Origin of the sequence: Thioalkalivibrio sp. ALJ16 (assembly GCF_000377345.1) — a bacterium.
Taxonomy (GTDB): domain Bacteria; phylum Pseudomonadota; class Gammaproteobacteria; order Ectothiorhodospirales; family Ectothiorhodospiraceae; genus Thioalkalivibrio.
The window spans coordinates 214,192-226,792 of sequence record NZ_KB898038.1; the positions used below are offsets into that span (position 1 = coordinate 214,192).

Annotated in this window: 8 protein-coding genes; 5 read left to right on the plus strand and 3 right to left on the minus strand. The window is 68.8% G+C overall.

Annotated elements, in window-relative coordinates; all coding sequences use genetic code 11:
- Window positions 1-49: 49 nt before the first annotated feature.
- The 3 genes from D000_RS0103050 to D000_RS0103060 all read right to left on the minus strand — a co-directional run bounded on the left by D000_RS0103050 (window position 50) and on the right by D000_RS0103060 (window position 6,526).
- Window positions 50-3,952, minus strand: a complete 3,903-nt coding sequence (locus D000_RS0103050; RefSeq protein ID WP_018872084.1) for an EAL domain-containing protein — start codon at window positions 3,950-3,952, stop codon at window positions 50-52.
- A 115-nt stretch (window positions 3,953-4,067) separates the two neighbouring features.
- Complete coding sequence (locus D000_RS0103055) at window positions 4,068-4,502, minus strand: response regulator (protein WP_018872085.1); 435 nt, start codon at window positions 4,500-4,502, stop codon at window positions 4,068-4,070.
- Window positions 4,499-6,526, minus strand: coding sequence for a PAS domain S-box protein (locus D000_RS0103060; RefSeq protein WP_051074937.1), 2,028 nt, complete (start codon window positions 6,524-6,526; stop codon window positions 4,499-4,501). Before D000_RS0103060 ends, D000_RS0103055 begins: the two co-directional genes overlap by 4 nt.
- A 300-nt stretch (window positions 6,527-6,826) precedes the next feature.
- Here D000_RS0103060 and hisI point away from each other — a divergent pair, with 300 nt between their 5' ends.
- The 5 genes from hisI (at window position 6,827) to D000_RS0103085 (ending at window position 12,443) form a co-directional block, all read left to right on the plus strand.
- Window positions 6,827-7,267, plus strand: a complete 441-nt coding sequence (hisI, locus tag D000_RS0103065; RefSeq protein ID WP_018872087.1) for a phosphoribosyl-AMP cyclohydrolase — start codon at window positions 6,827-6,829, stop codon at window positions 7,265-7,267.
- The gene (gene cysS / locus D000_RS0103070) at window positions 7,264-8,670 is read left to right on the plus strand and encodes a cysteine--tRNA ligase (RefSeq protein ID WP_018872088.1); all 1,407 of its coding nucleotides are present in this window, start codon (window positions 7,264-7,266) and stop codon (window positions 8,668-8,670) included. The genes hisI and cysS overlap by 4 nt, the downstream gene beginning before the upstream one ends.
- 5 nt (window positions 8,671-8,675) lie before the next feature.
- Complete coding sequence (locus tag D000_RS0103075) at window positions 8,676-9,323, plus strand: DUF1007 family protein (RefSeq protein ID WP_018872089.1); 648 nt, start codon at window positions 8,676-8,678, stop codon at window positions 9,321-9,323.
- 83 nt (window positions 9,324-9,406) lie between these two features.
- Window positions 9,407-10,531: a nickel/cobalt transporter gene (locus D000_RS0103080; RefSeq protein ID WP_018872090.1), complete on the plus strand. Its 1,125-nt coding sequence runs from the start codon at window positions 9,407-9,409 to the stop codon at window positions 10,529-10,531.
- 109 nt (window positions 10,532-10,640) lie between these two features.
- On the plus strand, window positions 10,641-12,443 hold the full coding sequence (locus D000_RS0103085; RefSeq protein WP_018872091.1) for a long-chain fatty acid--CoA ligase: 1,803 nt from the start codon (window positions 10,641-10,643) through the stop codon (window positions 12,441-12,443).
- Window positions 12,444-12,601 lie beyond the last annotated feature (158 nt).

Below are 12,601 nucleotides of genomic sequence, written 5' to 3' on the forward strand. Positions count from 1 at the left end.
GAGCGCCGGGGGCGACGCCATGGTCCCCGCGCTGGAGGCGCCAGGCGCGTCAGTCACGCGGGCGCAGCTGCCCGAGCACCCACTCCTCCAGCGCCGCGTATTCCAGCGGCTGGCTGAAATGATACCCCTGCGCCAGCACGCAGCCGCGTTCCAGCAGGAAGGTGGCCTGTTCCGCTGTCTCGACGCCTTCCGCGATGACCTGCATGTTGAGATTGCGCCCCATGGCGATGATGGTCGCCGCGATCTCCCGATCCGCGCTCTCGCTGGCCACCCCGTCGACAAAGCTGCGATCGATCTTGAGCACATCCAGCGGATAGGTCCGCAGGGCGGCGAGCGAGGAATAGCCGGTGCCGAAGTCGTCGATCGCCAACCGAACCCCAAGCGCCTTGAGGCCGGCCAGGCGTTCGATCGCCTGCTCGCCCTGCTGCATGATCGCAGTCTCGGTGATCTCCAGCTCCAGTTGCGCGGCGGGAAAGCCGGTCAGGTCGAGGATCTCCTCGACCCGGCTCACGAAGTCGCTACGCTGCAGCTGTACCGGAGACAGGTTGACCGCGAGGCTGAACGGCCCGGCCCCGTTTTTTTGCAGCCGCAGCGCGGCATCGCAGGCCTCGCGCAGCACCCACTCGCCCAGCGCCACGATCAGCCCCGTGTCCTCGGCGATCGGGATGAAACGATCCGGCGGGATCATCGGTCCGTCCTCCGGCTGCCAGCGCAGCAGCGCCTCCATGCCGAACGGTCTGCCATCCTCCAGGTGGACCTGGGGCTGGTAGTGCAGCCGCAGCTGACCGCTGCCGGTCTCCAGCGCGTGACGCAGCCGGTTCTCCAGCTCTAGTCGCTCGTCGGCGGCATGGGTCAGCGCCTGGGTATAGACACTCCAGGTCTGGCGCCCGGAGGCCTTGGCCTGATACATCGCGGCATCGGCATGCTGGATCAGGGCCGTCACGTTGTCGCCGTGTTCGGGATAGAGGCTGATGCCGATACTGGCGTTCACGTATACCGTGCGTCCGTCCTCCAGGGTCAGTGGCTGCTCCAGGCAGGCCAGCAGATCGCCGGCACAGGCGGCGACGGCGTCCTCGCCCGCCGGGTTCTCCACCACAATCAGGAACTCGTCGCCCCCCAGACGGCCCAGCACATGCGGGGACCCGACCGCGGCGCGCAGGCGTCGCGTCACCTCGACCAGCACCTGATCCCCCACCGGGTGGCCCATGGAGTCGTTCACGTTCTTGAAGCGGTCCAGGTCCAGGTTGAGTACCGCCACGCGATGCCCGTGGGCCCGGGCCCGCTCCAGCGTCTGCTCCAGGATCACCTGCAGCTGGCTGCGATTGGGCAGGCCCGTCAGCGCGTCGTACCGCGCCAGGTGCTGCAGTTCCTCCTCCGAACGCCGCAGCTCGGACATGTCGGTCAGTACACCAGCGTAATGCAGGGCATGACCCTGTTCGTCGTAGACCGTGTTCAGGCTGAGCCACTGCGGTGCCAGCTCGCCGTTGCGGCGGCGGTTCCAGACCTCCCCCTGCCAGTGCCCGTCATGCTGCAGCGCATCCCACATGTTCGCGAAAAACGCCGCATCGTGACGGCCGGACTGCAGAAAGCGCGGATTGCGTCCGATCGCCTCGCTTTCGGAATATCCTGTGATGTCGACGAATGCCGGGTTCACCGCGACGATCCGGGGGGTGAGGTCGGTAATCAGGATGCCGTCGCGCGTGCTTTCGAACACCGCGGCCATGCGCCGCAGCCCCAGCAGCGCCTGACGCCGCTCCAGTGCCGCGCCAAGGCTGGTGGCCACGATGCGCGACAGGCTCTGGTCGGCCTCGGTCCAGCGCTGCGCCCGCTGGACGCGATCCAGGGCAAGAAAGCCCCGGTATTCGCCATCCACATACAGGGGAACGGCCAGTACCGCCTGGCTCTGCGAGGCCTCCAGGACCTCGCGCTCTGACTCCGGCAGATCACGGACCAGCACATCCACCGTGCCACCATCGCGCAGGATCCCGTGCCAGCGCGGCAGCAGGCTCTCCAGACTCAGGTTGCGCAGCGGCGGTGGCCGAATCGCATGGTCCGCATCCGCGCGGACCCAGTAGTAGCGGTGGATGTCCAGGGCCTCGCGCTGGGCATGGTCCAGCTCCGCGACCAGCACGTAGGTCCGGTCGGCGTTCGCCTCCTGCCCCAGTTCGGCCAGCAGGCGGTGGATCACGCGTGCCGGGTTGTCCTCGCGCAGCAGTTCCACGGTCAGCTCGGCCGCGGTTCGCAGGGCGCGTTCGCGCTCGCCCAGGGCCTGCGAGGTGCGCAGCTTCTGCGCGGCCAGTCCGGCGATCTGGGTGAACTCGTCCAGCAGCACGCGCTCGCCGGCATTCGGCCCCCGCGCCTCCTTCAGGTGGACGCTCAGCGTACCCAGCACGCTGCCGTCGGCATCATGGAACGGGAACGACCAGCAGGCGCGGAAACCGGCGCGCGCGGACAGGTCCGCGAACCCCTTCCAGTTCGGGTGCGTGGCGCAGTTCTCCACGATCAGCGGACGGTCACTCCAGGCGGCCTCGCCGCAGCAGCCCATACCCTGCTCGACCCGCAGGCTGCGGGTGGCACTGCGCAGCGGGTCCGGGATGCGCGGCGCGGCCACGGCCTGCAGCTGCTGCCGGTCGGCATCCAGCAGCCGGATCGATCCATGCAGGTCCGGGGCCAGGGACTCGAGGCCGCGCACCACGTCCTCCAGCAGCCGCGGATCGCGCTCGCCGGTGGCCAGGCGCGCCAGCACATCGCCCCGCACCTCCTGCACGCGCTGATCCAGCACGCGTCGGGTCACGTCCACCAGACTGCCCGACATCCCCCCCGTTACACCCGCCAGATCCGGGTTCGCCTGGCCGCGCAGCTCCAGCCAGCACAGCGAACCGTCCGCCGCGCGCAGGCGGATCTCGCCAGCCAGCTGGCCATCGCTGGCCTCGCCGGCCGTCGCCAGCAGGCGCGAAACACGACCCCGATCCTCCAGCGGCACGAAGGACAGGATCTCCTCGCCAATTGCGGATTCCACCGCATAACCGGTAATCGCGGTCCAGGCCGGGTTGAGAAACCGCCAGCAGCCAGCGGCATCCAGTTCAAAGACGATGTCGCCGGCCCTGGCGATCGCCTCGCGGTAGCGGCGCTCGGAAATCGCCAGCGCCGCGCGCTCGCGGCGCAGCACGGCGCGGGCATGGATCTGGTCCAGCAGGATCGGCAGGGTCTTCAGATAGCCATCGCCCTTGGTGACGTAGTCCTCGACCCCCATGCGCAGGGCGCGGGCGGCCAGGTCCTCGGTGCCCTGGCCGGTAATCAGGATCGTGGGCAGGTCCAGCCCGCGCTCCTCGCGCAGCATGCGGGCCAGTTCCAGGCCGTCGATTCCGGGCAGGCGGTAGTCCACCAGCAGAAGATCGTGCGCGAGATCCGCATGATCGTCCGCAGGCAGGGCCGCCAGCGCTTCCTCGGCGGTGCGCACCACGTCGAGCTGCACATGCGGGGCCGCCCGCGCCAGCTCGCGCCGGGTCAGGCCGACATCGAACTCGTTGTGCTCGGCGTACAGCACCCGCAGTGGCTCGCGTGCCTCGCTAACCCCCAGGTCGCGCCGGGCACAGGCATCCACCACCCGCTGCGGCAAGCGCTCCAGATAGTCGTCCGACTTGGTCAGGTAATCGTCGGCGCCGGCCCGGAATGCGGCGACGACTGTCTCCTGTTCACCGTGACCGGTCAGCACCAGCACCGCCTCCTGCCCGCCGGCGGCACGCTGTTCGCCGATCAGCTCGAGGCCGCTCCCGTCCGGCAGACGCAGATCCACTACCAGGCAGTCAAAGGGTTCCGCCTGTGCCAACACCGCGCGGGCCGCGGCCAGCGTGGCACTGTGTTCGACGCGGGCATCCGGGACCCGACGCCCCAGGGCGCGGCGCTCCAGATCCGCGTCGGTCGGGTTGTCTTCTACGAGCAGGATGCGCATGGAGCCCCTACCGAGTCGTGTACGTGATCGCGGCCACGCCGCGCGGCCCTGCCGCTCACCATCGCCTGTATGCACATGGGTTCGGGTTGCATTGCACTTACGGGCAGCCGGGGGCTCAGGACGGTGCCTGGTTAAGCAGGCACCAGTACAACTCCACCTGCTCGGCAACATCCACGAACTTGGCGAAATCGACCGGCTTTACGATGTAGGAGTTGGCCCCGCAGTCGTACGCGGTGGCGATGTCGCGATCCTCGCTGGAGGAGGTCAGCATCACCACCGGGATACGCCGAAAGCGCTCGTGCGCGCGGATGCGGCGCAGGACCTCGAGGCCATCGATCTTGGGCAGCTTGATATCCAGCAGGATCACCGCCGGTGGCGCGCGTTCGCCGCGCTCCCAGCATTCGATCAGCTCCAGGGCCTCCAGGCCGTCGCGCGCCACCTCCAGCGGATTGGTCAGCTTGCGCCGCTCGAAGGCGCGCCGCATCAGGTCGATGTCGACCGGGTTGTCCTCCACCACCAGGATGGCGGGCTGGCGCGTGGCGGTACTCACCGTGGCAGCTCCACCCGGAACACCGCGCCCTCGCCCGGCTTGCCCTCGGCGCGGATGCGGCCACCGAGACGGTTGACCGCACGCCGCACCAGGGCCAGCCCGACGCCGGTCCCGGGATAGACCTCGGCTCGATTCAGACGCTGGAAGATGTCGAAGATCCGGTCCTGAAACGCCATGTCAAAGCCGATCCCGTTGTCACGTACCGTGATCGCGAGTGTAGCGCCGCCGGTTTCCGCCTGCACCGTTATATGCGGATGCTCCCGCTCCGCGCTGAACTTGAGGGCGTTTTCCAGAAGATTGCGCAGGATCAGCGCCACGCCGTCGGGGTCGCTGACCAGACGCAGGTCGGGGTCGATGTCCAGCACGACCTCGGCCCGGCCGAGCAGGTCCGGCGCCATCGATTCCAGCACCTCCTCCACCAGTGCGCGCAGCCGGATCTCGTGCTCCTCCAGCGCGCGCCGCTCCATGCGCGAGTAGGCCAGCAGATCCGAAATCAGCTCGTGCATCTGGGCCACGCCGGTGCGGATGTTGTGGATAAATACCTTGCCCTCGCCCTCCAGCTGCTCCCCATAGTCCGACTCCAGCAACTGGCTGTAGCCCTCGATCCCGCGCAGCGGGGCCTTCAGGTCGTGGGACACCGCGTACGAAAACGATTCCAGTTCCTGGTTCAGCGCCTGCAGTGCGGCCGTGCGTTCGTTCACCCGCTGCTCCAGGGTGGTGTTCAGCTCGCGCAGTGCCTGCTCGTTGCGCTTGAGCTCGCTGACCTCGAGGACCGTGCCCTGCACATAGTGCAGCCCGTCGGGCCGGGCCACCGGGGTCTCCATGGTGAAGCTGAACCAGGCCGCCTCTCGGACCTCCGAGCGGGCCTTCAGCAGCAGCCGTTGCGGCCCGGGGTTGCCCCCGGCGATCAGGGTCTCCATGGCGGCGGCGAAGCGCGGCCCATCCTCGGCCTCGAGGTCGAAGAAATCCCGGGCAAAACGCTCCAGGGTCGGCGTGCCGCGATGGGCATCCCACCCGAGCAGACCATAGAGACGGTCCGACCACCACATCTCGCGCGCCTCCAGCAGGTACTCCCAGCTGCCCAGCCCGGCATGGCGCTCGGCCTGGCTCAGACGGTCAAGCTGGCGCGCCAGTGCCGACTCCGCCTGCTTGCGCGCCTCGATGTTGCGCAGGGTGACCAGGAGCAGGCGCTCGCCGCTGATCTCGGTGGCCTGCAGATTGGCCTCCACCCAGAAGGCATGGCCGTCGCGGTGGCGCGCCCGCCACTCGAACACCAGCTGTTCACCGCGCCGCGCGCGCTCCATCAGGGCCTTCTGGCGCGCGGGGTCGAAACCCGGCTCGTTCGCGCTCAGCTCATCCACGCTGCAGCCGAGCAGCTCGGAACGGTCATAGCCGTACATCTGCTCGGCCGCCGCGTTCGCCCCGACCAGGTGTTCGCTGTCGAGATCCTGCAGCAGGATGGCCTCCTGCACGTTGTCGAAGATCGCGCGAAAACGCGCCTCGGAGTCGCGCAGGTCGCGTTCGGCGCGCAGGCGCTCGGTCACGTCCAGCAGCAGACCGTGGATGCGGGTGACCCGGCCGCCCTCGTCGCGGGTCAGCCAGGTGCGGTCCTCCAGCCAGATCCAGCCACCCTCGCCGCCACGCAGGCGATAGATCTGGGTGTAGCGGTCGGGGCCCTGATCAATGTGCGTGGCCACATCAGTCACGATGCGGTCGATGTCGTCGGGGTGGATCAGGTCGGCATAGCGCACCTCGCCCCCCAGCAGCGCGCGCCGATCCAGGCCCCAGCGCCCGATATTCGGCGACACGAAGGTTACCGGCCAGCCGGGGGTGGTGGCCCACTCGATCGCGACCACCGGAGAACGCTCCATGATGCCGGTCAGGCGGCGCGCCTCGTGGGAGGCCCGGGCGCGCGCGCGCAGGGGGTAGTACACCAGCAGGAACAGACCGGCGGCGGTCACCCCGACGTAGGCCCAGCCCTTGAAGGTCTGCAGCAGCGCCAGCATCGCCACGTCGTCGACCATCTGCAGCAGCGCCCAGTCGGACAGTCCGATCCACAGCAAACCGAATACCAGGTAGACCGCGGCAATGATCGCCGCCGTGCGTCCTGCGCCGGCCTGCCGGCCCGCCTTGTCGCCTCGCGCCATGCCTGTCCCCCAAGCTGCCGGATGCGCAAGCTGCTCCCTGCACCGCGCGCCTCCTCACTCGAGCATCGACCACCCGCGCCTGCGGCGCAAGGGAAACGCGGTTTCCGCTGCCCGCCCGGGCTTCGGGCGCCGGGGCGAAAATGCTATTCTTCGCCGCTCCCGCAAGCGGACCCAGCGATGTTCAAGCAACTCGAAGGCGAACCCCTTGGCGAGCGCCATCCAGCCCCCGAGGTCCTGGCGCGCCTGAAGCTCAATGCCGATGGCCTGATCCCCGCCATTGCCCAGCAGCACGACACGGGCGAGGTCCTGATGCTCGCGTGGATGAACCGCGAGGCCCTGGACGAGACCCTGGCCACCGGCCGCGTCTGCTACTTCTCGCGCTCGCGGCAGTCGCTCTGGCGCAAGGGCGAGCAGTCCGGGCAGGTGCAGCGGCTGCATTCCCTGCACATCGACTGCGACGGCGACACCCTTCTGCTCAAGGTCGACCAGACCGGCCCGGCCTGCCACACCGGACGCCGCAGCTGCTTCTACCTGCAGGTGGAGGGCACCACGGTCACGGTGACCAGCGCCCCGGAGATCGCGCCGGAAACGCTGTACGGCAAGGGAGACGACGCATGAGCGAAGGACGGACCCTGCGTCTGCACAACACCCTGGGCGGGCGCGACGAGCCCTTCGTCCCGCAGGACCCGCACCGGGTCACGCTCTATGTGTGCGGGCCTACGGTGTACAACCGCGTGCACATTGGCAACGGTCGACCAGTGGTGGTGTTCGATGTCCTGTTCCGCGTGCTGCGCGAGCTCTATGGACCGGAGCACGTGATCTACGCCCGCAACATCACCGACGTCGACGACAAGATCAACAAGGCCGCGGCGGAAAACCACGAGCCGATCGCGGACCTGACCGAGCGCTACACCCGCGCCTTCCACGAGGACATCGCCGCCCTGGGCACCCTCGAGCCCACCCTGGAGCCGCGCGCCACCGACCACATCCAGCCGATGATCGAGCTGATCGAGCGCCTGATCGCACGCGGTCACGCCTATGCCGCCGACGGCCACGTGCTGTTCGACGTGACCTCCTACCCCGATTACGGCGCACTCTCCGGGCGCTCGCTCGCGGACATGCAGGCCGGTGCCCGCGTGGAGGTCGCCGCCTACAAGCGCCACCCCGGCGATTTCGTGCTGTGGAAACCGGCCGCCGCCGACGAACCCGGCTGGGACAGCCCCTGGGGCTTCGGACGGCCGGGCTGGCACCTGGAATGCACCGCGATGATCCGCACCCACCTGGGGCCTGCGATCGACATCCACGGCGGCGGTCACGATCTGGTATTCCCGCACCACGAGAACGAGATCGCGCAGGGCTGCGCGGCCGAGGGCTGCACCGAACACGGCACGCACTACGCGCGCTACTGGATGCACAACGGGCACCTGACCATCGACGGCGAGAAGATGTCCAAGTCGCTAGGCAACTTCCGGCTGCTGCACGACCTGCTGCAGCACTATCCGGGGGAGGCCCTGCGCCTGGCCCTGCTGTCGCGCCACTACCGTGCCCCGCTGAACTTCTCGGAAGAGACCCTGAACCAGTCGCGCAACAGCCTGAACAGCCTGTATCGCGTGCTGCGCGATGCCGCCGAGGTCACCCCCGAGGCGGTGGCGGCCGCGGAGACCCCGGTGTTCGCGGCCCTGCTGGACGACCTCAACACCCCGGCGGCGATCACCGCGTTGCACCGCCTGGGGGATGCCCTGGCGACCGCCCCCGCCGACCGGCGCGCCCGCTGCAAGGGTGAACTGCTGGCCGGCGCGGCCCTGCTGGGCCTGCTGCAGCAGGACCCGGCCGCCTGGTTCCAGGGCAGCGAGGGTGACACCGACCTGGCCGCCTGGGTGGAAGACCGCATCGCCGCGCGCCAGGCTGCGCGTCAGGCACGCGATTTCGCCGCCGCCGATGCGATCCGCGACGAACTAACCGCGCGCGGGATCGAACTCGAGGACACCCCGGACGGCACGCGCTGGCAGCGCGCGACCTGACGCCGATGCGCCCCCGCCGCTGGATCGCCCGCCTGAGCCTGCTGGTCGGCCTGCTGCTGCCGGCCAGCCTGCTCGCCCACCCGCATGCCTGGATCGACCTGCGCGTAGGGCTGGTCTTCAACGATCACGGGCAGCTGCTGCGCATGGACCAGTCCTGGCGGATCGACCCGACCTACAGCCACATGCTGCTGGAGGACCTGACCCGCGAACTGGATGGCGACATCGATATCGACACCGCGCTGGAGCATGCCGCCGAACGCATGCTCGACAACCTGGCCGCCTATGACTACTTCACCGAGCTCGGCCTGGATGCGGACAAACTCGACGTCCCGCGCGCGCGCAATGCCCGCCTGACACTGGAAGACCGGCGCCTGCATCTGCGCTTCGAACTGCCGCTGGAGGGCCTCGACATCACCGCCGGGGCACCCTTCACCTACCGGGTGTTCGATCCGGAATACTGGATCGAGATCCTGCACGACCCGGACGACATCGTGTTCGTGGAGAACCAGCCCGGCTGCGCGGTCGAGGTCGCCGCTGCGCGACCGGACCCGCAGCTGATCCGCTATGCCGCCACCCTCGAACGCCAGGACCGCAGCCCGGTCTCCGATCTCGGGCGCCACTTCGCGGAAACGGCCTCGCTGGAATGTGACTGAGAGCCCGGTGAAGCCCGCAATGGCCCTGCAAAGTCGCTGACCGGACACCGCGCGCCACACTCAAGTTGTTATACAGTTTCACCATGCCAAACCGAATCCCACGCCCGCTTCGCTATGCCCTGCCAGGCCTGCTGCTGATGCTCGTGCTGACCACCAGCGGGCTGGCTCAGTCCGAGGGGGGGCATCCGCTGGGCGCACCCACCGCGCCCCCCGCCACAGCCGATGCCGCACCGCCCGCCGACACCCTCGGCGTGACCACCCCGCTGTCCGAGCCCCCCGGCACCCTGGAACGCCTGACCGCATGGATGCTGCAGACCCAGCGTCAGCTGCACCGCGACCTGACCGAGGGCCTGCATGCGCTGCGCGACGGCCCCACGGCGCAGACCGCCGGCGCACTGATCCTGGTCAGCCTGCTGTACGGGGTGTTCCATGCCGCCGGCCCCGGCCACGGCAAGGCCGTGATCAGTGCCTACCTGCTGACCCAGCCGCAGAACCTGCGCCGCGGCATCCTGCTGTCCACGGTGTCCGCACTGGCGCAGGGGGTCACCGCCATCGCCCTGGTCGGCGTGCTGATCGGCCTGTTCGGCTGGCTGGCGCGGGATACCCTGGGCCAGGTCCGCACCCTCGAGATCGCCAGCTTTGCCCTGGTGGCCCTGCTGGGTCTTTGGCTGATGCTGCGCGCGCTGCGCCACGCCTGGCGCCTGTACCACGCCCACCGCGCCGCCGCGCACGCGTCTGATCATCGGCACCCCCCTGGGCATGAGCACACGCATGAGCACGGACATCACGACCACGCCCATGCGCACCCGCAGGGCGCAGACTGCGGGTGCGGCACGCCGCATCACGTCGACCCCAACCACACCGGCACTTGGTGGGGCACGGTACTGGCCGTGGGCATCCGCCCCTGTTCCGGGGCTGTGCTGATCATGGCGGTGTCCACCGCCCTGGGCCTGGCCTGGGCGGGGGTCGCCGCGGTGCTGGCGATGTCGCTGGGCACCGCGGCGACGGTCTCGGTCCTGGCGACCCTGGCGGTCTCCGCCCGCGACTGGACCCGACGCTGGCTGGGCCCCACGCGAATGGGCCGCCTGACCTACATCGGCCCGGCCCTGGGGCTGACCGGTGGCGGCATAATCGCCCTGATCGGGTTCAGCCTGGTGCTGGGCGCGATCGCCTACCAGCCGGCGGCTCACCCCCTGGGCATCCGCTAGCCGGATTCGCACATCGTCCGGCAATACCGCCTTCACCACCCCGGGGCTTGCCCCCGGAGTGGGCGTCCTCTAACGTCCGGGGGAATCCCATTGCGCGCGCGAGGTTTCCATGTCATCGACTGCCATTGACCCCGACCAGGCTCCGACCCTGCCGGCGCTGTTCCGAACCCGCGTATCGCTGACGCCGGATGCCCCGGCGTACCGCCACTTCAGCAGCCAGGACGCGGCCTGGAAACAGACGACCTGGGCCGAGATGGCAAGCATGGTGGATCGCTGGCAGGCCGCGCTGGCGCACGAGGGCTTCAAACCGGGCGAACGGGTTGCACTGATGCTCGGCAACTCGCGCGAGTGGGTCGCCTTCGACCAGGCCGCCACCGAACTCGGCCTGATCACCGTCCCCCTGTACACCGATGACCGCCCGGACAACGTCGCCTACATCATCGGCCAGACCCAGGCCCGCCTGCTCCTGCTGGGCGAGAGCGCGCACAGTCGCCGTCTGTCCAAACACTTCGCGAACATGCCCTCGCTCAAGCGCATCGTCTGCCAGGGCCATACCGATGGCGAACCCGAAGACGAGCGGGTGATGGACCTCGACACCTGGCTGGAGCGCGGCGAACCGGAACATGTCCACCGCCCGGATCTCGACCCGCTGGCCCTGGCCACCATCGTGTTCACCTCCGGCACCACCGGCCGGCCCAAGGGCGTGATGCTGTCGCACCGCAACATCCTCGACAACGCACAAGCATCATCCACTGCCGGGCCGCTGTCGGATGCCGACCGCTTTCTGTCCTTTCTGCCGCTGTCGCACATGCTGGAGCGCACCGGCGGCTACTACATGCCGATGCTGATCGGTGCCGAGGTGGCGTTCGCCCGCTCCATCCAGGGGCTGGGCGAGGACCTGATGGCGGTCCAGCCGACCGTGCTGATCTCCGTCCCGCGCATCTACGAACGCGTGCACGGCCGCATCCAGGCCGGCCTGAAGCAGAAGTCCGCCCTGGGACGCGGACTGTTCAAGGCCACGGTGGCGATCGGCTGGCGCCGCTTCGAGTACCAGCAGGGGCGCGCATCCTGGTCGCCCGGCTTCCTGCTGTGGCCGCTGCTGGAACGCATCGTCGCGCGCAAGGTACTGGATCGCCTCGGCGGCAAGCTGCGCTTCGCCGTCTGCGGCGGGGCACCGCTGCCGCCGCCGATCGCCCGCTTCTTCATCGGCCTGGGCCTGCCGGTACTGCACGGCTACGGCATGACCGAATCCAGCCCGGTGGTCAGCGTGAACACCCCGGACGACAACCTGCCCGCCTCCATCGGCAAGCCGCTGCCCGGGATCGAGGTCAAGATCGGCGAGATGGACGAGCTGCTCACCCGCTCCAGCTGCGTGATGCTCGGCTACTGGAAGAACGCGGAGGCCACCGCCAGCACGATCGACGAGGATCACTGGCTGCACAGCGGCGATCAGGCACGGATCGACGACGATGGGCACATCTTCATCACCGGCCGCCTGAAGGATATCCTTGTGCTGACCAACGGCGAGAAGGTCCCGCCGGCGGATATGGAAATGGCCATCGCCCTGGACGCGCTGTTCGATCAGGTGATGGTCGTGGGGGACGGACACGCCTTCCTGAGCGCCCTGGTGGTGCCGGAACCGGAGGCCTGGGCCACCTTCGCCGAGGATCACGGCCTGTCCGCGGATAGCGGCGGACACCTGCCGCGCTCGGCCGAGCGGGCGCTGCTGCAGCGCATGCAGTACCAGCTGCGCGACTTTCCCGGCTACGCCAAGATTCGGCATGTGCACGTGGTGCACGAGCCATGGTCGGTGGACAACGGCATGCTGACCCCGACCATGAAGCTCAAACGCCCGGTCATCAGCCAGCACTACGCCGACGCCATCGCCAGCATGTACGCCGGCCACGACTAGCTCCCTCCTCCATTCACCACAAGCCGCATGAGGACGGGAAAGGTCAAGGACTTTTCACCACAGAGGACACAGAGTTCACGGAGAAAGGACAAACGTTTCAGGAGGGTCGGATGCGGTTGAGCGCAGTGAAACTGTCCCCTGCTCGCCGCAGCCATTGC